The following is a 24,470-nucleotide window of genomic DNA, read 5'->3' as shown; positions in this document are numbered from 1 at the left end:
GGGTTCCCGACCCGTGGAGCTGATAATCGTCCGACATGCCCGGCCGGAGGCCCAGGGCCCCCGTGACGACGGACCCGCCGACCCGCCGCTGGCCGCCCTGGGCATCCTGCAGGCAGCGGCCACCGCCGACCTGCTGGCCACCGAGGGCGTGTCCCACGTGGTCACGAGCACGATGCTCAGGGCGGTCCAGACCGGCCGGCCGCTGGCCGACCTCCTGGCCATCACACCGGAGACGATCGACGACCTGAAGGAGTCCGACCACCTGCGTTCCTCGTACACGCCCGCCGAGGAGATGGACGCCGACCACGAGGTCTTACGGGCATTCCTTGACGACCCGATGTCCATGTTCTCCGACGGCTACGAGGCCTTCCGGGACCGTGTCCGCTCCGCCTTCGACTCGATCGTGGAACGCAACCGGGGCGGAACTGTCGCCGTGTTCTGCCACGCCACGGTGACCGGCGTCTACCTGCAGGCCCTCCTCGGCCACGACGACCCGTTCGCGGTCATGACCGACTACTGCGGAATAATGCGGGTGACGGCCTCGTCGACCGGCATCCGCACGGTGCGCTCGGTCAACGAGACCGGCCACCTGCGGCACCTGGACTGAGCGCGTGGCCGGCAGGCCGGCGACAGGTCCCCGAAGAACCCCAGCCGGCAGGGTCCGGCCCGAAAAGCACCGGAGCCGGCCCTGTATCGGACCGGCCCGCGTGGTACCCCGTACGGGATTCGAACCCGTGCTACCAGGTTGAGAACCTGGCGTCCTAGGCCTCTAGACGAACGGGGCCTGAACCGCTCGGGCACCGGCGATCCGGGGATCGGAAGCACCTGAGCGGCGGTCATTGTAGCGACGGTGGTGGACACCGCCTCTTGCTCGGGGGGGAGGACTCGAACCCCCAACGACTGGACCAGAACCAGCTGTGTTGCCAATTACACCACCCCCGAAGGTGGGCCCTGAGGGCCCGGACAGCGTAACGGCGGCAGTCGTCGGCGCCGACCCGTGGGCGATGCCACAGGGCACCGGCAACGGCGTCAGAGGCGGGCCCTGGCCCGGGCGATACGGCGCAGGACCTCGTCGCGGTCCATGCACTCGGCCATCGTCTCGAACAGCGGCGGGCCTACCGTCCGGCCGGTCACCGCCACCCGCACGGGGGCCTGGGCCTTCCCCAGCTTCAGGCCCAGGGACTCCCCGACCTCGCCGACAGCGGCCAGCAGCGAGGCGGTGTCCCAGGCGCAGCCGGCCAGGACGGCAGCGGCCCCGTCCAGCATCTCGGCGGCCAGTGGCGCCTTCACCATGGCCTTCTCCCAGGACTCCGGATCGTCCACCGGGTCCTCGAGGAACAGGAAATCCACGAACTTCGTGATGTCGCCGAGGGTCCGGAGCTTCTCCTGGACCAGGTCGACCATCACCGAGAACAGCCCGGCGTCGAACCGCTCAGACGGCCACGGGGCGTCGTCGCCCACCCAGGGTGCCACCCGGTCGATGAAGTCGGCCCTGTCCAGAGCCCGGAGGTGGGTGGCGTTCACGTGCTCCAACTTCTTGAGGTCGAAGAAGGCCGCCGCCTTGTTGACGTCCTGGATCCTGAACAGGTCCACGATCTCGTCCAGGGGTCGGATCTCGACGTCGTCCGGCGGCCCCCAGCCGAGCAGGGCCATGTAGTTGACCATCGCCTCGGGCAGGTAGCCGCGCTCCCGGTAGTCGCCTATCGACACGTCGTCGCGGCGCTTGGAGAGCTTCTTGCGCTGCTCGTTGACAAGCAGCGGAAGGTGGGCGTACGTGGGCCTGGGTACCCCCATGGCGTCCAGCAGGAGGAGCACCTTCGGCACCCCGGAGAGCAGGTCCTCGCCCCTGATGGCGTGGGTGATGCCCATGTCGGCGTCGTCCACCGCGTTGGCCAGCAGGAACATCGGCGACCCGTTGGAGCGCCAGATGACGAAGTCCTCGAGGTCGTCGGTGGCGAAGGACACCTCGCCGCGCACGATGTCCTCGAAGGCCATGGTCCCGCCCTCCGGCATCCGGAAGCGCACGGCCAGGCCGTCGGCCAGGACCGACCCCGGCACCTCGCTGTTCTCGGCGTCGCACAGGTAGGCCAGCCCACGCCCCAGCAGGTCCTCGACGACCTCGCGGTGGCGGTCGCGTCGCTCCGACTGGAAGTACGGACCCTCGTCCCAGTCCAGCCCCAGCCACTCCAACTCGGCCAGCAGGCTGTCGGTGAGGTCGCTGCGGTTCCTCTCGGCGTCGGTGTCCTCGATCCGCAGCACGAAGGTGCCACCGACCGAACGGGCGTGCAGCCAGTTGAACAGTGCCGTCCGGGCGCTGCCGACGTGCAGGAACCCGGTGGGCGACGGAGCGAAGCGAACTCGGGAGGTCACCCGGCCGAGGTTACCGGCGGGCCCACCGGGGCGATCCGACCCACGGGGACCGGCGCCGGCCATTCAGTCCACACCAGGGGAAGTGGGTTCGGCCGGTCAGGCCACACCCACGGGGACCGGTGCCGACCGATCAGGCCAGGCCGACGATCGTCCGCCGGATGATCCCGGCGACCGTGTCGACCAGGAGTTCGTGGGAGACACCCCACCGCTCCAGGCCGTGCTGGTGGTTGGCGACGTGGGCGAGCATTCCCACGACCACGCCGGCCGAGGCCATCGGATCGCCGGGAATCTCCCGCTCGGCTGCCAGGTCCATGAGGGCCGCCGTGGCGCCGGCCAGCAGGTAGGTCCGGATCTCGCGGAAGCGGAGGTCGCCCTCCATCGACCTGAGGTCCAGCACCCGCAGGACGGGCTTGTGGCGGGTCCAGAACTCCAGCATCCCGTCGGCCACGGTGTGGGCCGCACCGTCCGGATCGGTGTCCCAGTCCCGGTTCGTGACCAGCTTGCGGAGGTCGGCGTGCCAGGCTTCGGAGAGGTCCCCGGCAAGGGCCAGCATCGCCGACTCGACGTCGGGGAAGTACTGGTAGAAGGTGGCCGGCGAGGTTCCCGCCTGACGTGCGATGTCCACGACCTTGAGGTCGCGGTAGGCGACGCTGTCCAGCACGATGAGGGTGGCGTCCAACAACTTCTGTCGGGTGGCGAGTCCCCGTCGCCCCGGAATGCGGCCATCCGATGCCCGGAGGTCACGATCAGCCGAGGATCGGTCGGTGGACGCCACGGTGTCGGTCTCGTCGGCCACGGCGCCAACCGTAGTGCGCCCCACGTATCTGATGCCGTGTCAGGTACCGAGTCCGGCCAACACCGAGGCGGTGTCGGCACCCAGCCCTGCGGCAGGCGCATCGGCGTGCCGGGTCCTGGGTGGGGCCGCCTCCACGCCGGCCGCGGCGTCGACCATCCGGCCGTCGCCCAGCAGCCACCCGGCCGTACCGGCCAACGACACGTCGATTAGGTGACCCCGACCGCTCCCCAGGGCTGCAAGGGTCAGGACGGCGGCCAACAGTCCCGTTGCAGGATCCGCCACCGCGTCGGCCACGAACCCCGGCGGGTCCTCCAGTAGCAGGCCCCCCGATACCGCCGCGTCATCGCCGAACGCCACGCCCGACGACCGGGGTCCCGTGCGTCCGTAGCCGGTGATCGACGTCCACACGGTGCCCGCCCCGACCAGGGCGTCGACGTCGACTCCCCACTGGCGCATCACCCGGGGGCGGCTGGCCTCCACCACCACATCGGCCGCCGAGACGAGGCGGCGGGCGGCGTCACGACCATCGGTGGTTGCCATGTCGACGGCGACCGACTCCTTGCCACCGTTCAGCAGGTCGAAGAAGGCAGCGGGGCCACGCCTGGCGCCATCGGGCCGGGTCCGGCTCTCGACCTTCACCACCCGGCAGCCCGCCCTACGCAGCAGGTCGCCGCAGAGTGGAGCAGCCCACAGCGACCCCAGCTCGACCACCAGGGGTCGTTCGTACCGACGGGAGGGAGACCCACCGGCGGCGACGGCCGCCGGTAGTCCGGGACCGGTTCCGGGCACCCCCAGGGGCACGCCCAGCAGGTCGGCGCGCTCGGCCAGTTCCTCCGACGGGCGATTCCCGATGATCCGTTCGACGGTCGGCCAGTCCGTGGAATCCACGGCCTCGCCGAGCAGCGCCGGAAGCGCAGCCAGGTCGTCGGACCGGGCCAGGTTCAGACATACCGGTCCGTCCCCGGCAGCCACCAGGTGTGCGTGGCCCCCAACCGAGGTCGCGCCGCGTCGGCCCATGCCCGCCAGCGCCGCCCGCTCCCCCAGCAGCGCCGGGCCGTCGGTCGGATCGCCACCCAGAGCCTCGTACCGCTCCGCGAGTCGCCGCATGGCGTCGACGAGGGCGACCGGGGCGGGACGGGGCGGGCCGTCGGCCGGTCCGGTGAGGGCCATCGCCCCCGAGGCGGCCCAGGCCGACGACGCGTCGGCGGCGCCGACCGAACGGTCGGCGATGAGATCGTCCAGCAGACGAGCTGGGTCGGAGCCACCGGCCATGCCCGCTGGACGGTAGCAACCGGATGCCCATCCGTCCGGCGGAGGCCTCCAGACCAGTCCAGAGGGGTCCCGGCCCCGCCTTCGTGACCCACCTCCGAGTAGCCCCGGTGACGGGCCATGGGGGATCATGGGAGGGTCGGACCGCCCCACCAGGAGACCAACCAGATGCCAGCCCTGAAGCCCGGAAGCCGGTTCACCAGCACCGTCTGCAGCACCCAGGTGATCGTGGTGAAGGGCGCCGGCGAGGTCGACCTCCGGTGTGGCGGTGCACCCGTGGTTCCGGCGGGAACCGATGCAGGCGACGGCGTACCCGCGGAAGGGGCGTCGGGCGGCACCCTGATGGGCAAGCGCTACGTGGATGCGGACGAGACGGTCGAGGTGCTGTGCACAAGGCCGGGGGATGGCTCCCTGGGAGTCGGTGACATGCTCCTGGACCTCAAGGACGCCAAGCCCCTCCCCGCCTCCGACTGATCGTCGGCCAATGGCCCCACGACGACGGCGGGCATCGACGTGAACCTGATGATGCTGCTGGAGATGGCGGCCGAGGGATTCGGCGACCGGGTCGCCATCGGCCCGGCTGACGGAGGCCTCACCTACCGGGACCTCTTCGACAGGGCCGGTGCGGCCTCCGAACGGTTCCGGGCCGGTGGCAGCACGCACGTGGCCATGGCCGACCTGTCGTCGACCGCCCTTCCCATCTCGCTGTTCGGGGCGGCCTGGGCCGACCTGCCCTTCGTGCCCCTCAACTACCGGATGACCGACGAGGAGTTGGCGGTGCTCGCCACGAGGATCTCCCCAACGGTGGTCGTCGTGGACCCCGATGCTCCCGACCGCCTGTCCGGCCTCGACGGGATCGACGTCATCGGGCGCCACCGGCTGCTGGACCTCGTGGACGGAGCGGAGGCGCCCGACCCGGACTGGGACATGACCGGCGAGGGCACTGCCATCGTGCTATTCACCAGCGGGACCACCGGCCAGCCCAAGGCCGCTGTGCTGCGCCACCGGCACCTCGTGTCGTACGTGCTGGGATCGGTGGAGTTCATGGGGGCGTCCGAGGACGACGCCGCGCTGGTGAGCGTGCCGCCGTACCACGTGGCTGGAATCGCGGCCATCCTCTCCAATGTCTACGCGGGCCGGCGGGTCGTGCAGCTCCCCAGCTTCGACGCCGCCGACTGGGTCGCCCTCGTCCGTGCCGAGTCGGTGACCGGCGCCATGGTGGTCCCGACCATGTTGACGCGCATCGTCGGGCTCCTGGACGCCGAGGGACCCGACGGTCCCGGGCTGCCGACCCTGCGATCGCTCTCCTACGGTGGCGGCAGGATGCCGCTGCCGACCATCCGGCGGGCCCTGGAGCTGCTGCCGACCACCGCCTTCGTGAACGCCTACGGGCTGACCGAGACCAGCTCGACGGTGGCGCTCCTGGGGCCGGACGACCATCGGGAGGCCGTGGCCAGCGAGGATCCCACGGTCCGGTCACGCCTCGGATCGGTGGGGCGACCACTCCCAACCATGGAGGTCACGATCCGCGACGACCTCGGCGACGAGGTGCCGGTCGGTGAGTCCGGCGAGATCTGGGTCCGGGGAGAGCAGGTCTCCGGCGAGTACCGGGACTCGCCGCCGCGCCTGACCGACGACGGCTGGTTCCCCACCCACGACGGCGGGTGGATGGACGCCGACGGCTTCCTCCACGTCACAGGTCGGATCGACGACGTCATTGTGAAGGGCGGCCAGAACATCTCACCGGGTGAGATCGAGGAGGTCCTGGTGGGCCATGAGGCCGTCGCAGACGCCGCCGCCATCGGTCTACCCGACAGGCAGTGGGGCGAACGGATCGTCGCAGCGGTGGTGCTGCGCCCCGGGGGGTCGGCCACCGCCGACGAACTCCGGGACGCCGTCCGCGACCGGCTGCGCTCCAACCGCACCCCGGACCACGTCGAGTTCGTAGCCGCTCTCCCCTATAACGACACCGGAAAGCTGCTGAGGCGGGTCCTGCGGACCGAACTCGCCCATCTCGGCGACCGTTCCACTGCCTGACGGCGGCAGCGCCACGGGCCAGACTGGGCGGGTGGCCAGCGGAATTCCGCACCGGGTGCTGTCCGTGGACGAGGCGTCCACTCGCCTCACCACGCCGGTCGTCGACCTCGACATCGGCACGCTGCGCGACGTGCCGCTGCTGATCGTCGACGACGCCCACCTACTGCCACCGGAGGCCGCCTCCTCGCTGGACCGCCTGCCTGTCATCTCCATCGGGTTGGCCGCCCCGGGAACCGCCCCCGCCTTCGACGTGCTGGCCGCCGATCCCCTCGATGCCGCCGCTATCGCCGACGTCGTGGCTGCCACACCACAGGCCGCTCTGGCCTGCTGCCAGGTCCTGCGCCACGGCGAGGGCCTCGACACGCCCGCCGGGCTGCTGCTGGAGTCGACGGCCTACGGCACGCTGCAGGCCGGCGACGAGTTCGCCCGCTGGCTGGAGGGACGGGGGCGGAGGGTCAGGCTCGATGAGCCGGAACCACCGGTCCTCGTGGACGCCGACGGCGACGCCGTGACGCTGATGTTGAACCGCCCCAGGCTCCGCAACGCCTTCTCCGCGGCCATGCGCGACGCCCTCGTGGAGGGCCTCCGGCCGCTCACCGCTCCCGGAGACCGTCGTCCGGTCCTGCTGACCGGCATTGGGTCGGTGTTCTGCTGCGGTGGCGATCCGGCCGAGTTCGGCACGGTCGCAAATCCCGCCACGGCGCACATGATCCGGTCGTCGGCCAACGCCGCACCCTGGTTGGACCGGCTGGCCGACCGGCTGACCGTTCGGGTCCACGGTCCAGCTGTCGGAGCCGGGGCCGAGCTGGCGGCGTTTGCCGGACGCCTGGAGGCCACCGAATCGGCGACGTTCTCCCTCCCCGAGGTTTCCATGGGGCTCATCCCCGGTGCCGGCGGCACGGTCAGCGTGCCGCGGCGGATCGGTCGCCAGAGGACGGCCCGGATGTGCCTGGCCGGCATGACGGTCGACGCACCCACGGCACTGGCCTGGGGGCTGGTCGACGCGATCGTGGGCTGAGCGGCCCGACGGTCGACCGGGCGAGGCGACCACCGGCGCTGGGCAGCCGGGCGGCCAACCGGTCAGAGGCGCTCGAGGATCGTCACGTTGGCCTGGCCGCCGCCCTCGCACATCGTCTGCAGCCCGTAGCGACCGCCGGTGCGCTCCAACTCGTGGAGCAGCGTGGTCATGAGCTTTGCTCCGCTGCACCCCAGCGGGTGGCCCAGGGCGATCGCCCCGCCGTTCACGTTGACCTTCTCGTGGGGCACGCCGTGTTCGGCCATCCATGCCATCGGCACCGGGGCGAAGGCCTCGTTGCACTCGAAGAGGTCGATGTCGTCGATCGACATCCCGGTCTTCTCGAGCGCGTACGTGGTGGCTGCGATGGGGCCGGTCAGCATGTAGATCGGGTCGTCCCCACGCACGCTGATGTGGTGGATCCGGGCCCGCGGGGTGAGCCCGTGTTCGTCGATCGCCTTCTCCGAGGCAACCAGGATGGCCGCTGCCCCGTCGCTTACCTGGCTGGCCAGGGCCGCCGTGATACGGCCCCCTTCCACCAGGGGTGGCAGTTGCGCCATCTTGTCGATGCTGCCGCCCCGACGGGGGCCCTCGTCCACCTCGACGCCGGCCAACGGGGAGACCTCCAGGTCGAAGCGCCCCTCGTCTATGGCCGTGATGGCCCGCTCGTGGCTCGTGAAGGCGAAGTCCTCCATCTCGTCGCGGCTGATGTCCCACTTCTCGGCTATCAACTCGGCACCACGGAACTGCGACACCTCCTGGGTGCCGTAGCGCCCGACCCATCCGGTCGACCCGGAGAACGGGTCCTCGTGTCCGAACGGCTTGGCCGCCTCGAGGGCGAGGCCGATGGGGATCATGCTCATGTTCTGCACGCCGCCAGCCACAACCAGGTCCTGCAGGCCGGACATGATGCCCATGGCGGCGAAGCTGACGGCCTGCTGGCCCGAGCCGCACTGGCGGTCGATGGTGGTACCGGGGATCGCCTCCGGCAGGCCCGCGGCCAGCCACGCCGTGCGGGCGATGTCCCCGGCCTGTGGGCCGAGCGTGTCGACGCACCCGAACACCACGTCCTCGACGGCCATGGGATCGAGGTCGTTGCGGGCGATGACCTCGTTGATCACGTGGGCCCCCAGGTCGGCGGGGTGCACCTGTGACAGGCCACCGCCCCGCCTGCCCGTGGGGGTGCGGACTGCTTCGACGATGTAGGCCTCGGTCATGGGATCACTCCTGGTGGATCTCCGGTAGGTCGATCTTGATGAAAAGGGTACGGGGCGGACCGGTCGATGACCGCTATCGGGGCTCCCGGGGAAGGCCGAGGACCCGTTCGCCGATCACGTTGCGCTGCACCTGGTTTGAGCCGCCGTAGATGGTGTGTGCCCTGCTGTAGAGGAAGGTCCGCTGGAGCGGATCGAGCTGGTAGCCGAGGTCCAGCGGGTCCTCCAGGGGCGGCGTGGCATCCACGCCAACCATGGCGCTGGCTCCCCGGACCCGCATGCCCAGCTCGCCCAGCCTGCGGTGCCACGACGCCCAGTAGAGCTTGCCGATCGACATCTCGGGGCCCGGCACGCCGTCGGCGACGAGCGCCGTGAGCATCCGGAGCTGGTTGTACCGGAGGATCTCCAACTCGCTGTAGGAGCGCATGAGGTCCTGGCGGAGCGGCGGGTCATCGATGGACCCGTTGGACCGGGCCAGGCCCAGGAGGGCGTCGAGCTCACGTCGGTAGCCGGTCTGCTGGCCGAGGGTGGACGCACCACGCTCGAAGCCGAGCGTTCCCATCGCTACCGCCCAGCCGTTGCCCACCCCTCCTACGACCAACCCGGCGTCGGTCTCGGCCTCGTCGAAGAAGACCTCGTTGAATTCCGAGCCGCCGGTGATCTGCACGATCGGTCGCACCTCGACGCGCGGCTGGTCCATCGGCACCAGCAGGTAGGAGAGGCCGGCGTGGCGCTCGCCGGCCGGATCGGTCCGGCACAGTACGAACGCCCACTGGGCGTGCTGGGCCAGCGACGTCCACGTCTTCTGGCCCGTGACCAGCCACCGGTCGCCTTCCAGACGGGCCCTGGTCGACACGTTGGCCAGGTCCGATCCTGCGTTCGGTTCCGAGTACCCCTGGCACCAGTGCTCGGTTCCGGCGATGATCGGCGGGACGAACCGCTCCTGGAGTTCCGGCGTCCCGAAGGCGACCAGGGTGGGCCCCAGCAGCGTCAGGCCGATGTTGGGGATGCGTCCGGGGGCCCGGGCCTCCACGTAGGTCTGGTGGAAGACAACCTGTTCGGAGAGCGAGGCGTCCCTACCACCCAGGTGCTCGGGGTAGTCGAGGCCCAGCCAGCCTCCGTCGGCCAGCTCACGCTCCCAGGCCAGCAGGCGTTCCGGCTCCACGTCCTCCTGGCCGACGCCTCCCCGCCCGCGCAGGTCCGCGTTCGCGCCCACGAGGTGCTCCTCCAGCCAGGTCCGTACCTCGTCGGCGAAGGCCTGCTCGGCAGCGGTCCGGGTGAACTCCATGGCCTCCGACGGTAACCGGGAGCGGCTCAGGCCGGGGGTGACAGCAGCCTCGCCAGGGTGGCGCATATGCCGTCGAGGCGGTCGGCACACCGCCGGTACGACTCCAACGGCTCGCCGTACGGATCGGGGACTTCGTCGGCCACCCGTCCGGTCGTGAAGTGGCCGCCACGGGCTCCGTCGAGGGCCCGCACCCAGGCGGCCATGCCATCGGTGCCGACGGGTCCCACCCGGCCGCCCAAGCGCGCCACCTCGCCGGCCAGGAAGGTGCGCGACCGGGCAGCCTGGTCGAGGGCCGTCACGGCGGCTTCGTGGCGACGGGTCATGGCCACGATCAGGTCGGCGTCGGCCATCGACGCTGCGGTCAGCTGGCTGCTGCGGTGGCCCGCCAGGTCGACCCCCCGGTCGGCCAGCACCTCGACGGCCTTGTCGGTAGCCGGACCGCCGGTCGAGTCGGTGCCCGCCGAGGCCACCACGTCCACGTCCGGGCCCCGCCCGTCCAGGCCGTGCCGTAGCAACGCCTCGGCCATGGCCGACCTGCAGACGTTGCCGGTGCAGACGAACAGGATCACCGCGCCGACGGTACCCGAGGTCGGGTTCGGGCCCGACGGACCGACGGGCCTAACGTCGCCCGCAGCGACCCCGTTGCGACCCCGTTGCGACCCGGACATGAGCCCGATGGAGGACGACCAGATGGCAGGACCGATGGCCGGCGTGAAGGTGGTGGAGCTCGGCGTGTGGGTAGCCGGGCCGGCAGCCGGAGGGATCCTCGCCGACTGGGGGGCCGACGTGGTCAAGCTGGAGCCACCCTCGGGGGATCCGTGCCGGATGTTCCAGCGCATCCTGGGTGGTGACCTGCCCACAAACCCGGTCTTCGAGATGGACAACCGCTCGAAGCGCAGCATCGCCGTGGACCTGACAGCCGCCGACGGCCTGGGTGTAGCCATGGACCTGCTTGCCGACGCCGACGTGTTCATCACCAACCTCCGCGTCGGCGCCCTCCGGCGCCTGGGCCTCGACCACGACTCGCTGGCCGGGCGGTTCCCCCGGCTGGTCTACGGCCAGATCACCGGCTACGGCCGTGACGGGGAGGACGCCGACCGGGCCGCCTACGACATCGGTGCCTTCTGGGCCAGGGCCGGGCTGGCCTCGCTGCTGACCGTTCCCGGCGGCGACCCGCCGTTCCAGCGCGGCGGCATGGGCGACCACTCGACGGGCCTGGCGGCGGCAGCTGCGATATCGGCCGCCCTGTTCGACAGGGAGCGCACCGGCAGGGGGCAGCTCGTCGAGACCTCGCTGATGCGCCAGGGCGCCTACACCATCAGCTTCGACCTGAACATCCTCCTGATGTGGGGGGCGACGCTGGACGTGGGGGTACGGGCGACGATGGGCAACCCGGCCATGAACAACTACACGGCGGGCTGCGGTCGCCGATTCTGGATCGTGGGCCTGGACGGTGAGCGCCACTGGCCGCCCCTGGCCCGGGCCGTCGGCCACCCGGAGTGGCTGACCGACGAACGCTTTGCCCGCCCGGGCAACCGGGCTGCCAACGCCGCCGAACTGATCACCATGCTCGACGGAATATTCGCCACCCGCACCCTCGACGAGTGGTCGGAGGTCTTCGAAGGTGAGCCCGACTTCTTCTGGGCGCCGATCAACACGCCCGACGACCTGCTGGCCGATCCGGCGTTCCACTCCTCGGGGGCACTCGTCGACGTACCTGACGACGTGGCTACGACCACCATGGTCGCCACCCCGGTCGACTTCCACGGCACGCCGTGGGCGGCCCGCTCCACAGCTCCGGAACTCGGCCAGCACACCCGCGAGGTCCTGGCAGGGCTGGGCCGCTCCGACGGCGAGATCGCCGCGCTGGTCTCCACCGGAGCAGTCCGGCTCGCCGACGAGGCCTGACCTCCGAGGGAGGTCGAGGACCTCGGTGGTGGGAAGGGGCCAGCCCTAGAGGCCAGCGATGGCGGCGGCGATCGCCTCCATGTCGAGGCCCCGCGCAGCCCCGCTGGACGCCACGGTTGGTGCGAAGTGCCAGTAGCCGTGGACCTGGCCGTCGTGGCAGCACACGGTGACGGGTACCCCGGCGTCGCGCAGCACCTCGGCGTAGGCCAGCCCCTCGTCCCGCAGCGGATCGAAGCCGGCCACGAAGACGTGGGCCGGGGGAAGGCCCGCGTGGTCGGCGGCCCGGATCGGCGCGGCCAACGGATCACCCGCCAGACGCTCGGCGCCGCCGTAGCAGTCGGCGAACCACCGCATCGTCTCCAGGTGCAGGAAGTACCCGGTGGCGTTCTCCTGCAGCGACGGCCAGCGACCCGAGTCGTAGTCGAAGTCGACGGCCGGATAGACGAGGACCTGAAGGGCGATGGTCGGCCCCGAGCGGTCCCGGGCCATCAGCGAGATGGCGGCCGAGAGGTTCCCTCCGGCGCTGTCGCCGGCCACCACCAGGCGGTCGGCGTCGACGCCGAGGTCATCGGCGTTGTCGGCGACGAAGCAGACGGCGGCATAGGCATCGTGGACGGCGGCCGGGAACGGGTGCTCTGGAGCAAGCCTGTAGTCGACCGAAACGACGACAGCGCCCGTTCCGGCTGCCAGGGCCCGACAGGGCTCGTCATGGGTGTCGACGCTGCCGATCGTCCACCCGCCACCGTGCAGGTATACGACCACCGGCGGACGCTCCCCAACACCAGAGGGCCTGTAGGTCCGGAGCGGCAGGTCGGTGCCGTCGGGTCCCGGGATGACCCGGTCCACGAGCTCTGCCATGTCCACACCGCCCGGTTCGGCCAGGGCCGAGTAGCCAGCGCGCATGGACTCGGGCGTCACCTCGTCCATGGGCAGGCGGGCGGCGTCGGCCAGCGCCATGAGGGCGACCAGGTCCTCGGCGACCGGCACGGTCCTCCTCAGCCCCCTGCCGCCAGCCGGTCCGACTCGTACTGGTACTGCGGGGTGTCGAGGCGCTGGCGCCGGTCGTCGTCGCCGTCGCCGCTGCCCAGGCCGGTGGACGTGGCGAAACGCTTCCACGACCCGTCGGCGTCCCAGGTGACGCCCAGGTCGGCGATGGTGCCCGGCGCGTCCATCGACTCGGCTGCCGCGAACGCACGTCTCAGGAGGTCGCGCTGGAACTCCGGGTCGTTGGGCCGGCCGGCGGTGTTGCCCAGCGGCAGGTCCACGAAGGCGGCACGGGGCGGGTTCACCGAGGCCGTGATGCTGTGGGCTGCGGTCAGGCAGATCGTCGGCACTCCGGCCGCCTCCAACGCCCTGGCTACCAGACCCACGGTCTGGTGGCATACCGGTCAGACGGGCACCAGGAGCACCATGTCGGCCTGGCCGGCATCGCGCATGGCCAGTACCTCGTCGACGATGACGGGCGCCAGCTCCTCGACGGCCCGCCGAACCGAGTAGATGCCCCCCATGCAGCCGAGGGCCGTGGGAGCCAGCCCGCCGATGACGCCCTCGTCGACGAGCTCGCGCAGGCGGTCCACCGGGAAGACGATGTTGGGATCCTCCCTGGCCGGTTCCAGGTCGTAGGCGAAGTGGGTGACCCGGATGTCGGTGGCCGGCTCCGAGGTCGGTATGTGGCGGATGCCCGTGTCGTCCTTCCAGTGGAACGCCACCTGGCCGCTCCGGTAGGCACCGCCGGAGCCGATGAGGGCCACCGTGGAGTCGGCCAGCGGCGCGGCCAGTGGGGTCCAGGGAGGCGTGTCGGGTCGCTCGGCCCACTGGTACGCCGGGTAGCCGAGGTCGTCGTACTGCGCCCGGGTGAGGGCGATGTAGTCAACGGGCTGGTTGCCGGTCATGGGCCCATGGTGGCACGGTTCCCGTGCCCGACGGGGGTCCGGCTGGCCGAGCCGAGCGTCGTTCGGCGGTCGATCCGGCGGGTGGGTGAACCGGTCGGCCTTCGACGGTCAGGCCGACAGTCAGAGTGTGGACACTGAGAGTTATTGCTCGTACAATCAGCCGGTGGCCGTTGCGTTCGACTCCTCCGAGGGGGACCTGCTCACCGTCGACCGGGTGGCGGCGACCAGCGGACTGGGCGTCGACACCATCCGCTACTACCAACGCCTCGGCCTCCTGGACCCCCCGGTACGGCACGGGCGTCGGGCCCTCTACTCCACCGCCCACCTGGACCGTCTGATCGAGATACGGCAGCTGGCCGACGAGGGCTTCTCCCTGGCCCAGATCGCCACCCTGGACGCCACGTCGCGGAGCGACGACCTGGGCCGCCTGGCCGAGGCGGCCCGGGCCCGCAGCCTCACCCGGTACGAGGTGGCCGACCTGGCCGGCGTGCCCGAGAGCCTCGTCTCCCTCCTCTGCGACAACGGGATCCTGGAGCCGGTCAGCCAGGACGGCGCGCCGCTGTTCGACGAGGGGGCGGTGTCCATGGTTCGGGCCGGCCTGGCCATCAGCGCGGCGGGCGTACCCCTCGACGAGTTGGTGGCCCTGGCCGCCGACCACAGCGCCAACGTGGACCAGGTGGTGGACCGGGCCATCGCCCTGTTCGAGGACCACGTGAAGGCCGGCACCGACGGCTCCGACGATGCCCTGGTCGAGGTGGTCCGATCCCTGCTCCCCGCCGTGACCCGCCTCGTCGCACAGCACTTCAACCGGACGCTGGTCAACCGGGCACTGGGCCGGGTGACCGACGGCGACCGACGCTCGCTGGCAGACGCCCTGGCTGCCGCCCACGCCGACCGCCTCGAGGTGATCTGCCGATGGCCCTGAGCGAGGCACGTCCCGAGTCGACCGACCTGATGTCGGCGACCGTCACCGAAGTCCGCACCGGCCCGGCGTCCGACCCGCTGGCATGGCTGGCCACGGCACCACTCACCGACGAGCGGTGGTACTGGGAGGTACCGGAGGACGACGTCGCATGGGTCGGCCTGGGAAGCGCCGCCACCGTCATGACCTCCGGCCCGCACCGCTTCGACGAGGCGGCACGGGCGGCCGGCCGGCTCCTGGACGGGCTCCGGGTCGCCGGACCGTCCGACTCACCACTCCCCCGACTGGCCGCCGGCTTCGCCTTCGACGACTCGGCACAGGCCGGACCCTGGGAGCAGTTCGGCGACGGCCGCCTGTCCCTTCCCGCCGTCCAGGTCCTGAGGCGTGGCGACCGCACCTGGGTGACGCGCATCGACGACCACGACCGGCCCACTCCCGTGGTGGCAGCGCCCGGTCCGGCGGTACCCGTCGAGGTGGACCCGGCCGACTGGGCCGACGAGGCCTCCCGCTCCCACTACCGGAAGCTCGTCGTCCTGGCGCTGGCGGCGATCGAGGCCGGCGAGTTGGTCAAGGCGGTGCCGTGCCGATCGATCCGCGTCGACCGTCGCCCGGACGTGGTCCGCCTCCTGTCAACGCTTCGGAGCACCTACCCGGCATGTGCCACCATCGGCGTGTCGATCGGCCAGGCCTCGTTCGTGGCCGCCACACCGGAACGCCTCGCGGCCGTCCACGGCGATTGGCTGCACACCGCGGCACTGGCCGGGTCGGCCCCCCGGCACGCCGATCCCGCCATCGACGCCGCCCTCGGACAGGGCCTCCTGACCAGCCCCAAGGAACGCTCCGAGCACGCCGTGGTCGTAGACGCCGTAGACCGGGCGCTCGAACTGCTCGGCGTGGTCGATCGCCATCCCTCCGAGCCGACCCTGCTGCGCCTCCACGGCATACAGCACCTCCACACCCCGATCGACGCCGAGCTTCCAGCCGGGATCGGCCTGTTCGACGTGGTGGGCGCCCTGCACCCGACGCCGGCCGTCGCCGGCCACCCCGGTGGCCGATCCGCCGAACTCCGGTCCACCCACGAGGGCATGGACCGAGGCTGGTTCGCGAGTCCGGTCGGCTGGCTGGACTCCTCCGGTGACGGCGAGTTCAGGGTGGCCCTGCGATCGGCCCTGGTCACCGGCGTAGACACCACCCTCTACGCTGGGGCTGGCGTCGTCCGTGGCTCCGACCCGTCCCGTGAGCTGCTGGAGACCGACGTGAAACTCGGGGCGCTGCTGGGCCCCGTAGTCGCCACCTCGGAACCCCGGTGAGCGCGCTGCCCGTCGCCGACCCGGCGGCCATGCAGGCCTGGTGCCGGGCCTTCCTCGCCCAGATGGTGGCCTGCGGGATCGGGCACGTGGCCGTGTCGCCGGGGTCGCGGTCCACGCCCATGACCGTGGCGGCCGACCGTACCGAAGGCCTCGAGCTGTCCATGCACCTCGACGAGCGGTCCGGTGGCTTCTTCGCCCTCGGCCTGGCCCGGGCATCGAGGCGGCCGGTAGCCCTGTTGTGCACCTCCGGGACCGCTGCGGCCAACTACCTGCCCGCCGTGGTCGAGGCCTTCCACTCGGGCGTGCCGCTCCTAGTCCTGACAACCGACCGCCCCCCGGAACTGCAGGGCATCGGCGCCCCCCAGGCCATCGACCAGGTGGACCTCTACGGCACCCACACCCGTTGGGCGACGACCGAGGCGGTGGCCGGAACCCGGCCGGCGGGCGAGGCCGCCTCGCTGGCCCACCAGGCGGTGGTCCGTGCCACCCGGCCGGCGCCAGGCCCGGTACACGTCAACATCGGATTCCGGGAGCCGCTCGAGCCTCCGGTCCAGGACCCGCCACCGGTCGGCCTTCTACCCATGCCGCCGGACCACGCAGCGGTCGAACCGGGACCGCTTCCCGGCCTCCTCGGAACCGAACGGGGCCTGCTGGTAGCCGGGCCGATGGATCCGGACGACCGGGGGGTCGCCGCCGTGGCCGAGCTGTCCCGTCGCACCGGCTGGCCGGTCCTCGCCGATCCGGCATCGGGCCTCCGCCGCGGGCCGCAGACCGCCGACGCCCCGGTGCTGGCCTCCGGCGACCACCTGCTGCGCTCGACCTGGGCCAACGACCACCGTCCGGACCTGGTGGTCCAGATGGGCGCCATGCCCACCAGCAAGGGATACCGGCTCTGGCTGGACCGGGTGGGCACCGACCGCCTCGTCGCCGTCGACCACCTGGGTCGGTTCCCGGACCCCGCCCATCGTGTCACCGACCGGGTGGCCGCCGAACCGGGCCGGCTGGCTGCCCTGCTCGTGGAACACCTACCCGAGGTGCAGCAGACCGGACCCTGGACGTCAACATGGACGGGGGCCGACTCGGTGGCCATGTCGACCGTGGCCGCCATCGCCACCGACGGCCCGTTCGACGAGCCGGCTGTCGTGGCCGCCCTGCACCGGACCCTGCCCGCCGGAGCCAACCTCGTGGTGGCCAGCTCGATGCCGATCCGGGACCTCGACGCGTTCCTCCCCACTGACGAACGGCCCCTCCGGATCCTCGCCAACCGCGGGGCCAACGGAATCGACGGGATGGCGTCCACCGCACTGGGCGTGGCCGCCGGATCCGTGGAACCGACCGTCCTGTTCACGGGTGACCTCGCCCTTCTCCACGACCTCGGCGGCCTCCTGGCCATCCGACGCCTCGGGCTGGACCTGACCGTCGTGCTCGTGGACAACGACGGCGGCGGCATCTTCTCCTTCCTCCCCATCGCCGAGAACGGCCACGTCGACCACCACCGGCTGTTCCACACCCCGCACGGGCTGGACCTCGGCCCCGTGGCGGCCCTCGCCGGCGGCCGGCTCCACGAACCCACCGGCCTGGCCGACCTGGAGTCCGTCCTGGGATCGGTGGTCGGCAACCCGGGCCTCCACCTGGTGCACATCGTGGTCGATGCGACGACCAACGTGGGCCTCCACCGGGAAGCGGCCGCGGCCGTCGATCGTGCCCTCTCCCGTGCCCTCTCCGACGACGGGGGCTGACGTGTCTCCCCACCGAACCACCGAGCTGCACGTCGAGATGGACGGCGACGGCCCCCCACTGCTGCTGCTCCACGGCTTCACCGGTAGCACGACCGGGATGTGGCCGCTGGGGCGCAGGCTCACCGGGGTACGTCGTGTCGCCGCCGTGGACCTGCCCGGCCACGGGCGTACCGGTGTCCCCGAGGATCCGCACCTCTTCGGCTTCGAGCACACCGTGGACGCCGTGGCCCGCCTGATGGACCGACTCGACCACGTGCCGGTGGACGTGGTCGGCTACTCCATGGGTGGCCGTATCGCCCTGGGCCTGGCCGTCCGGCACCCTCACCACGTGGCGTCGTTGTCGCTGATAGGCGCCTCGGCCGGCCTGTCCGACGCTGCCGAGCGTTCGGCCCGACACCATTCCGACGACGACCTGGCCGACGACCTCCTGGAGCAGGGCCTCGAGTGGTTCATCGACCGCTGGATGGCCAGCCCCCTGTTCGCCTCCCAGGTGCGCCTCGGTACGGACGCCCTGGCCGCGGCCCGGGCCCAGCGCCTGGAAAACGACCCCGAGGGGCTGGCCGGCAGCCTGCGGGGTGCCGGAGCGGGCAGCCAGCCGTCCTACTGGCACGACCTGGCTGGAATCGACGTCCCGACCCTGCTAGTGGTCGGCGACGAGGATCCCAGGTTCCGGGCCATAGCCATGCGGATGGCGGCGGGCCTCCCGCTCTCGACCATCTCCGTCGTGCCCGGAGCCGGACACGCTGCACACCTCGAGAACCTGGACCGGACCTCGACCGAGATCCTCGGGTTCCTGGCCCAGCTGGACGAGGAGCGGAGGTCCGGCCGGTGAGGGCCACCCGGAGTAGGGCGTCGACCCGGTGAGGATCGCCGAGGCCCGGGTGGAACGCCGGCTGCTGCGCTACCACTCCCCGATAACCACCGCCCACGGTTCCGTCGCCGACCGCTGGACCGTCCTGCTGACCCTGGTCGACGAGGACGGCTACGTGGGCGTCGGCGAGGCGGCTCCCCTGGCCGGCTTCACCCCGGACACCGTGGACGAGGCCGAGGCCGCCATCCGTGGCTGGGTCGAGGATGGTGCCGTCGACGACAGGCCCGTGGCGTCGGTTACCGCCAGGGCCGCCGTGGACTCCGCACTGCTGGACCTGGCGGCCCGGATCGCCGGAACGACCGTCCACCGCCTGCTCGCCCCGGCGAGCCCCGACCGCCTGTCCGTCGCCGCACTCGTCACCGGAGCCACGGTCGAGGACCTCGCCGCCTCCGTGGCCGCAGCGGTGGCCGCGGGCCACGCCACGGTCAAGGTCAAGGTCGGAACCCACGGGATCGACGGCGATGTCGAGCGGGTGTCGGCGGTGCGCTCCCGGATCGGACCGGACATCACGCTGAGGCTGGACGCCAACGGGGCCTGGGAGGCGGGCGAGGCGGTCCGGCACCTGGACCGCCTGGCCGCATTCGACCCCGAGTTCGTGGAGGAGCCGGTCGCGGGGCTGGAGCACCTGGCCGATGTCCGCTTCGCCTCACCGGTACCGATCGCCGTAGACGAGTCGGCCCGAACCGTCGAGGACGTCAGGCGAGCCGTGGAGATGGGGGCCGCCGACCTGGTGGTCCTCAAGCCGTCGGCCATCGGAGGGCCGTCGGAGGCAGCCAGGGCGGCAGCCCTGGTCCGCAGCGCCGGACTGGACGTGGTGATCACGTCCCTGCTGGAGGGCTCGGTCGGCATCCGTGCCGCCGCCCACCTCGCGTCGGCCATCGGCGCCACCGATCCCGCGCCCGGTCTGGCCACCGCCGGCCTGCTCGCCGTCGACATCGCCTCGCCCTGCCTGCCGGTCAACGGGGAGATCCGGCTGGACTAGCCGCCCGGAAAGCCCCTGGACCAGCCTCGACTAGCCCAGCGATCCCCTGATCGACTGTCCCAGGTCGTCACCCGAGACGTCCTCGCCCAGCGCCGCCTCGGACTCACGTGCAGCCGCGGCGTAAATCCCCTTCGACATGAGGGACCGCTCGGCGGCACGCCGCTGCCAGTAGACCTCGGCGCGGGCCCTCTGAGCGCCCTCGTGGGTGGGCTCGGCGGCCACCGCCATCTCCACCAGGTGGCAGGCGAGGCGCAGGTCACCCGCCTCGGCCAGCTCCCTCGCCCGGTCGGTCAGGGCCTCCACCGAGCCGGCGAGGGCCACCACCTCGGCAGCCAGCGCCGATTCCCTGGCCGGCTTCAGGTTCGCCGCGTTGCCGTCCCACCAACCGCCGAACTGCCTGTACACGTTGCGCACCACGAACTCCGGCTCGTCGTACTGGGGTGCCAGCCACGGACGCTCCATCAGGTGCTCGGGAACGCGCACCTCGTGGATGATCGTGTCGATGGTCGCACCCTCGTTCATGAGTTCGAGAGTCCGGCCGGCCAGGTGCTCGAGGGCCTCGGCGATGTCGCCCAGCACCAGCTCGACCCGCCGGCGGCCGACGATCGGCAGGCCGTGGGCCGGATACACGCGCTCCACCCCCAGGTCCAGCATCTCGCGCATGGCGGCCGCCCACTCGATCGGGTACCGCTGCACCTTCTGGGGGTTGCCGGCGTTGGGAAACACCCATGTCGTGAAGTCTCCGGTGTATGCGGTCAGCCGCTCGGCGTCCCACCCCCAGGCGTGGTCGTCGGTCTCGCCCCGGGCATGCCGGAGTTGGATGGTCCGCCCACCGACCTCGAACGACATCCGGTCCCGGAACACCTCGTCGGGGTCCGCCACGTCGTCGGGGAGGAACCTCGGGCCATTCCCCGCGATGCCGAGGTCCTGCCGGTTGCGTATCCCACCGAACTGGCGGCGGTTGATGATCAGGTTCCAGTCGTTGGTGGTCCGGTACCGCTCGAAGCGGGCCGGCAGCGCCTCATGCGCCAGGAACCTCGGACGCCCATGGCCCCGGTCGGCCGCATCGGCCAGAAAGGCGCCGCTGCCCCCGACGTGGTCGAGGTGCCCGTGGGTGTAGACGAGGCTGTGGATGGGCTGGTCGCTCCACGACCGGAGGGCCGCCACCACGTCGGTCCCGTGCCTCACCCCGCCGGCGTCGAAGCAGACCAGGCCCTCACCGGTCCGGATGATCCAGCAGTGGGAGAACGACTCCACCACGGCCACGTCGTCGTCTATCACCGAGAGCTGGTGGGTGACCCGGTTGTGCGGAGCCTCAGGCCGTCCCGAGTCGATGACCCGGTTGGCGACGTCGACCGGGTGCATGGATGGCCTGCTCATCGTGCTGGCCCCCTTCCAGGGATGTCTCTTGCATTGGCGTGTCGGGTACCGGTCATGTCAGGTATCCGAGCGACCGCAGGTTGTCGTCCACCAGCCCGACCGCCCGATCGGTGTCCTCGAACAGGCAGAAGTGGCCACCGTCCACCAGCTGGAGCCCGACGCCCAGGACGTCAGCCTGTCCGACGAACCAGGACGGGTCGAGGTCGGTGTGCGTGCCGGCCATCACGGCCGCCGGGCTGGTCACCCGCTGCAGCGCCTCGAACGCCTCGACCGGACCGTGGCAGCGCTCCGAGCCGAAGACGAGCGCCTCGGTCTCCGGCCGGCACGCCAGCTCGACCCGTCCGTCCTCCCGGTCGCGGAACCCCCAGCGCACGTAGCCGGCCAGGGCGTCGGGATCCAGGGAGTCCATGGGAGGCCGCGTTCCGTACGAGGCCAGCACGGCCTCCCGGTCGTCCCAGACGTCGCGCCGACGACGGGCACCGATCGCCAGCGGATGGTCGGCTCCGTCGGTGCCGAAGTGCTGCCGCTCACGGGCCTGGGCCTCGATGGCGATGGCCTCGCACAGCACCAGGGCGGCAACCCGCTCCGGTGCTGCGACGGCAACCTCTATGCCCACCGCTCCACCGAACGACACGCCGAGTAGGGCGAAACGGTCGAAGCCAAGGTGGTCGGCGACAGCCAGCACGTCCAGGGCAATGGCGTCGTTGCCTAAGAGGCCGGAATCCACCACGTCGTCACTGGCGCCGTGTCCCCGCATGTCGATGCCGACCACCCTGCAGCGGTCGACCAGTCCCCGCGCCAACGGGTCGTAGAGGCCCGCACAGAAGCCGTTCGGGTGCAGGAGCACGAGCGGCGGACCTGCACCGCCCCAGTCCAGGTAGGTGGTGCCGAGGCCGACCCGGTCCACCCGGCCGGCGACGGGCGAGCCTGTCACCGGGTACACGTCCTACGATCGCCGGAACGGGCTGGGGTGGCCATGTGCGGCAGTCTCGCCGCCCACCCGACCCGGCGACGAGACGAGCAGCCGACGACCATGCAGAAGGCACTTCGACGAGGAGGCCACCTGGCGTGGCCGGCGCTCATCCTCGGACTGCTGCTGGGCGCCTGCGGGGGAAACGGACCAGATCCCGTACCGACGGCGGTCCGTCGGCTGGTCCCCCGGGTCGTGGCCACCCACCCTCACGATCCCGATGCCTTCACCCAGGGCCTGGAGCTGGTCGACGGCTCCCTGTACGAGACCACCGGCCGGTTCACGGCGTCCGGCATCCGCGAGGTCGACCGGTCGACCGGTCGGGTCCTGCGATCCGCATCGCTGGACGACTCCTGGTTCGGGGAGGGCTTCACCGCGTTGGGCGACGGCCGGGCCGTCCAGCTCACCTGGAAGGCCGGGCGGGCGGTCGTCTGGGACCTCGACACGTTCGACGCCGTGGGCACCCTCGCCTACGGCGGACAGGGCTGGGGGCTGTGCCGCCTGGACGCCGACACCCTCGCCATGTCCGACGGCTCGGCGACGCTGTCGCTGCGGGATCCCGACGATTTCCACCGTGTCGGCCGGGTCGAGGTCGCCCTCGCCGGCGAGCCGGTGGACCGCCTCAACGAGCTGGAGTGCGTCGACGGAACGGTGTGGGCCAACGTCTGGCAGACCGACAGGATCGTGGCCATAGACCCGGCCACCGGCAGCGTCACCGCCGTGGTGGACGCCTCCGGGATGGTCGCCGACCGTTCCGGCTTCGGGGACGACGACGTGCTGAACGGCATCGCCCACGATCCCGACTCAGGCCGGTTCCTGCTCACCGGCAAGCGGTGGCCGGTGCTGTACGAGGTGTTCTTCGAGCCTGACCCGTCCGGCTGATCGGATCAGGCGAACCGGGCCTCGACCTCGTCGACGGACCAGAACCCGGCCAACGGTCTGTCCGGTGACGTCTCGGCGTAGTGGCGGAGCCGAACCAGCGCGTCGGCGTCGAACAGCTCCAGGGCGTCGAAGAAGCCGTGGCCGCCGGCGGCCCTCAGCGCCCGGTCTCCCTCGGCGCCCTTCCTCGGCAGGCGCGGGGTGAGGATGAGGAGCCGCGGCCGGTCCCGCAGGTCGTCGCCGGCGTGGCCGTTGGCCAGCACGTGTGCCCTGCCGATGGTGCGCCACAGCACGTCGATCCGACGCATGCCGGGGCGGGCGTTCGTGAACGCCCCGGCAACGTCGACGTACCACTGGCGGCCAATGGCCGAGTCGGTTACGAGGAACGGGAACTGCAGGCCCAGGTCGCGACGGGCCACGCCCGACCTCACGACTTCGAAGCCGGCTTCCAGAAGCAGGGCCTTGGCTATGTCGGCCACCTTCTTGCCGGCCGCCGTGGCCCGGTCCAGGACGTGGTCGGTGGCCCGCTGCCCTTCGCCGGTGGGACCGTCCACCGAGTCGAACAGGCCGCCCTGGGTGATCGTGGTGCCGACCAGGTCGCGGCGTCGCCACGCCTCCGGGCGGACCTCGTCCAGCCGTCGACGTTCGTCGTCGAGGCGCTGCTTGGCAAGCGTCACGTAGCCGGGGTCCAGGTCGTACCCGACTCCCCTGCGGCCGGCCCTGAGGGCGGCCACAAGCGTGCTGCCGGAACCCAGGAACGGGTCCAGCACCAGGTCGTCGCGATAGGTGTAGAGGTCGATCAGCCTTCGGGGGAGCTCCACGGGGAAGGGAGCCGGGTGGCCCACCCGGGAGGCCTGTTCGGCGTCTATGCGCCACACGTCGAGGGTGGCCTCCATGAACTCGTCGGTGGTGATGGTGCTCTCCGACGGCAGGCCGTCGCCCTGGCGCTGTGCCGTCGTGCGAGCCCGGTCGAAGCGACCCTTGCTGGCGATAACCACCCTCTCGGTCATGTCCCGCAGCACCGGGTTGGCGGCCCGCCGGAAGGACCCCCAGGCCACCGATCCGGTGGCGCCTTCGGCCTTCTGCCAGACCACCTCCCCCCGCAGCAGCAGGCCCAGTTCGTCCTGGAGGATCCCGATGACGTCGGCCGACAGGCTGCGGTACGGCTTGCGGCCCAGGTTCGCCACGTTGACGGCGATCCGCCCTCCGGGCTCCATGACCCGCACGCACTCGGCGAACACGTCGCGGAGCATCTCGAGGTACTCGAGGTAAGACGTGGGCACGCCGTCGCGTTCCATCTCCAGCTCGTAGTCCTTGCCCACGAAGTAGGGCGGCGAGGTGACGACGAGGGCCACCGACGAGTCCGGCAGCTGGTGCATGTCCCTGGCGTCGCCGTTCAGGCAACCGTCGCCCAGGTCGGGGGCACGGACGACCGTGTCGTCGTCGGACAGAGCGGGGGTTGTAAACCGGGCGTAGAAGGCCGAGGCGTCGTGGTTCTCACGTCGACCGACGCCGAACGCAGTGGTGGAGGTCGCGCCGCGCCGCTGTTTCATCTGGTTACCCTCCGGTCCGCCCCGGCACCCCGGATGAGCGGTGCCGCCCCTCCATGGTAGGGGGCCCGCGCGCGC

23 protein-coding genes and 2 tRNA genes are annotated in these 24,470 nt (G+C 71.5%); 11 read left to right on the top strand and 14 right to left on the bottom strand.

Translation table 11 applies throughout. The features are described from left to right. Nucleotides 1-607 (top strand): histidine phosphatase family protein (locus MK177_07905; protein MCH2427241.1); only part of this gene is annotated, 607 nt, incomplete at its 5' end. 101 nt (nucleotides 608-708) lie between these two features. Here MK177_07905 and MK177_07900 read toward each other — a convergent pair. The 5 genes from MK177_07900 to MK177_07880 form a co-directional block, all read right to left on the bottom strand. After that, nucleotides 709-784 (bottom strand) — tRNA-Glu (locus MK177_07900). Nucleotides 785-870: 86 nt separating this feature from the next. Beyond that, nucleotides 871-942 (bottom strand) — tRNA-Gln (locus MK177_07895). Between the two features lie 87 nt (nucleotides 943-1,029). Beyond that, a complete protein-coding gene (locus MK177_07890; protein ID MCH2427240.1) occupies nucleotides 1,030-2,370 on the bottom strand; it encodes a glutamate--tRNA ligase in 1,341 nt (446 codons plus the stop codon). 130 nt (nucleotides 2,371-2,500) lie between these two features. Continuing rightward, the gene (locus MK177_07885) at nucleotides 2,501-3,166 is read right to left on the bottom strand and encodes a TetR/AcrR family transcriptional regulator (protein ID MCH2427239.1); all 666 of its coding nucleotides are present in this window, start codon (nucleotides 3,164-3,166) and stop codon (nucleotides 2,501-2,503) included. A gap of 39 nt (nucleotides 3,167-3,205) precedes the next feature. After that, nucleotides 3,206-4,438, bottom strand: a complete 1,233-nt coding sequence (locus MK177_07880; GenBank protein ID MCH2427238.1) for a CoA transferase — start codon at nucleotides 4,436-4,438, stop codon at nucleotides 3,206-3,208. A gap of 165 nt (nucleotides 4,439-4,603) precedes the next feature. Here MK177_07880 and MK177_07875 point away from each other — a divergent pair, with 165 nt between their 5' ends. Genes MK177_07875 through MK177_07865 form a run of 3 tightly spaced genes read left to right on the top strand, consistent with a single transcriptional unit; the run spans nucleotide 4,604 to nucleotide 7,490 of the window. Continuing rightward, entirely contained in the window at nucleotides 4,604-4,909 is a 306-nt protein-coding gene (locus MK177_07875) for a hypothetical protein (protein MCH2427237.1), read from the top strand. Between the two features lie 48 nt (nucleotides 4,910-4,957). Continuing rightward, nucleotides 4,958-6,472, top strand: coding sequence for an acyl--CoA ligase (locus MK177_07870; GenBank protein ID MCH2427236.1), 1,515 nt, complete (start codon nucleotides 4,958-4,960; stop codon nucleotides 6,470-6,472). A 31-nt stretch (nucleotides 6,473-6,503) separates the two neighbouring features. After that, nucleotides 6,504-7,490, top strand: coding sequence for an enoyl-CoA hydratase/isomerase family protein (locus MK177_07865; GenBank protein ID MCH2427235.1), 987 nt, complete (start codon nucleotides 6,504-6,506; stop codon nucleotides 7,488-7,490). 62 nt (nucleotides 7,491-7,552) lie between these two features. On the opposite strand, the gene MK177_07860 is transcribed toward MK177_07865, so the two are convergent. The 3 genes from MK177_07860 to MK177_07850 all read right to left on the bottom strand — a co-directional run bounded on the left by MK177_07860 (nucleotide 7,553) and on the right by MK177_07850 (nucleotide 10,558). Beyond that, nucleotides 7,553-8,704, bottom strand: a complete 1,152-nt coding sequence (locus MK177_07860; protein MCH2427234.1) for an acetyl-CoA C-acetyltransferase — start codon at nucleotides 8,702-8,704, stop codon at nucleotides 7,553-7,555. 73 nt (nucleotides 8,705-8,777) lie between these two features. Further along, nucleotides 8,778-9,989, bottom strand: coding sequence for an acyl-CoA dehydrogenase family protein (locus MK177_07855; protein MCH2427233.1), 1,212 nt, complete (start codon nucleotides 9,987-9,989; stop codon nucleotides 8,778-8,780). A gap of 26 nt (nucleotides 9,990-10,015) precedes the next feature. Further along, nucleotides 10,016-10,558 (bottom strand): hypothetical protein, encoded by a 543-nt coding sequence (locus MK177_07850; GenBank protein MCH2427232.1) that lies wholly within the window; start codon nucleotides 10,556-10,558, stop codon nucleotides 10,016-10,018. A 121-nt stretch (nucleotides 10,559-10,679) separates the two neighbouring features. Here MK177_07850 and MK177_07845 point away from each other — a divergent pair, with 121 nt between their 5' ends. Further along, entirely contained in the window at nucleotides 10,680-11,897 is a 1,218-nt protein-coding gene (locus MK177_07845; GenBank protein MCH2427231.1) for a CoA transferase, read from the top strand. A gap of 45 nt (nucleotides 11,898-11,942) precedes the next feature. Here MK177_07845 and MK177_07840 read toward each other — a convergent pair whose 3' ends face one another. From MK177_07840 to MK177_07830, 3 genes are read right to left on the bottom strand one after another with little or no spacing between them, the layout of a single operon-like run. Further along, nucleotides 11,943-12,884 carry an alpha/beta hydrolase gene (locus MK177_07840; protein ID MCH2427230.1) on the bottom strand — a complete coding sequence of 314 codons (942 nt, stop codon included), beginning with the start codon at nucleotides 12,882-12,884 and terminating at the stop codon, nucleotides 11,943-11,945. An 8-nt stretch (nucleotides 12,885-12,892) separates the two neighbouring features. Beyond that, complete coding sequence (locus MK177_07835; protein ID MCH2427229.1) at nucleotides 12,893-13,267, bottom strand: hypothetical protein; 375 nt, start codon at nucleotides 13,265-13,267, stop codon at nucleotides 12,893-12,895. An 18-nt stretch (nucleotides 13,268-13,285) separates the two neighbouring features. After that, entirely contained in the window at nucleotides 13,286-13,789 is a 504-nt protein-coding gene (locus MK177_07830) for a glycine/betaine/sarcosine/D-proline family reductase selenoprotein B (GenBank protein ID MCH2427228.1), read from the bottom strand. Nucleotides 13,790-13,952: 163 nt separating this feature from the next. On the opposite strand from MK177_07830, the gene MK177_07825 reads away from it, so the two are divergent. Genes MK177_07825 through menC form a run of 5 tightly spaced genes read left to right on the top strand, consistent with a single transcriptional unit; the run spans nucleotide 13,953 to nucleotide 19,613 of the window. Next, the gene (locus MK177_07825) at nucleotides 13,953-14,714 is read left to right on the top strand and encodes a MerR family transcriptional regulator (GenBank protein ID MCH2427227.1); all 762 of its coding nucleotides are present in this window, start codon (nucleotides 13,953-13,955) and stop codon (nucleotides 14,712-14,714) included. Beyond that, the gene (locus tag MK177_07820; GenBank protein MCH2427226.1) at nucleotides 14,705-16,021 is read left to right on the top strand and encodes an isochorismate synthase; all 1,317 of its coding nucleotides are present in this window, start codon (nucleotides 14,705-14,707) and stop codon (nucleotides 16,019-16,021) included. The genes MK177_07825 and MK177_07820 overlap by 10 nt, the downstream gene beginning before the upstream one ends. Further along, on the top strand, nucleotides 16,018-17,760 hold the full coding sequence (menD, locus tag MK177_07815; GenBank protein MCH2427225.1) for a 2-succinyl-5-enolpyruvyl-6-hydroxy-3-cyclohexene-1-carboxylic-acid synthase: 1,743 nt from the start codon (nucleotides 16,018-16,020) through the stop codon (nucleotides 17,758-17,760). Before MK177_07820 ends, menD begins: the two co-directional genes overlap by 4 nt. Before the next feature lies 1 nt (nucleotide 17,761). Then, nucleotides 17,762-18,592, top strand: a complete 831-nt coding sequence (menH, locus tag MK177_07810) for a 2-succinyl-6-hydroxy-2,4-cyclohexadiene-1-carboxylate synthase (GenBank protein ID MCH2427224.1) — start codon at nucleotides 17,762-17,764, stop codon at nucleotides 18,590-18,592. A 28-nt stretch (nucleotides 18,593-18,620) separates the two neighbouring features. Then, nucleotides 18,621-19,613 carry an o-succinylbenzoate synthase gene (menC, locus tag MK177_07805; GenBank protein ID MCH2427223.1) on the top strand — a complete coding sequence of 331 codons (993 nt, stop codon included), beginning with the start codon at nucleotides 18,621-18,623 and terminating at the stop codon, nucleotides 19,611-19,613. A gap of 30 nt (nucleotides 19,614-19,643) precedes the next feature. On the opposite strand, the gene MK177_07800 is transcribed toward menC, so the two are convergent. Then, complete coding sequence (locus tag MK177_07800) at nucleotides 19,644-20,993, bottom strand: MBL fold metallo-hydrolase (GenBank protein ID MCH2427222.1); 1,350 nt, start codon at nucleotides 20,991-20,993, stop codon at nucleotides 19,644-19,646. Nucleotides 20,994-21,045: 52 nt separating this feature from the next. Continuing rightward, nucleotides 21,046-21,927 carry an alpha/beta hydrolase gene (locus tag MK177_07795; GenBank protein ID MCH2427221.1) on the bottom strand — a complete coding sequence of 294 codons (882 nt, stop codon included), beginning with the start codon at nucleotides 21,925-21,927 and terminating at the stop codon, nucleotides 21,046-21,048. 42 nt (nucleotides 21,928-21,969) lie between these two features. On the opposite strand from MK177_07795, the gene MK177_07790 reads away from it, so the two are divergent. Continuing rightward, the gene (locus tag MK177_07790) at nucleotides 21,970-22,845 is read left to right on the top strand and encodes a glutaminyl-peptide cyclotransferase (GenBank protein ID MCH2427220.1); all 876 of its coding nucleotides are present in this window, start codon (nucleotides 21,970-21,972) and stop codon (nucleotides 22,843-22,845) included. A gap of 5 nt (nucleotides 22,846-22,850) precedes the next feature. Here MK177_07790 and MK177_07785 read toward each other — a convergent pair whose 3' ends face one another. Continuing rightward, complete coding sequence (locus MK177_07785) at nucleotides 22,851-24,395, bottom strand: hypothetical protein (GenBank protein MCH2427219.1); 1,545 nt, start codon at nucleotides 24,393-24,395, stop codon at nucleotides 22,851-22,853. Nucleotides 24,396-24,470: the final 75 nt, after the last annotated feature.

This window comes from Acidimicrobiales bacterium (assembly GCA_022452145.1).
Lineage (GTDB): Bacteria > Actinomycetota > Acidimicrobiia > Acidimicrobiales > MedAcidi-G1 > UBA9410.
Note: the sequence above shows the minus strand (reverse complement) of the source record. Positions and strands in the feature narration are given on the sequence as shown.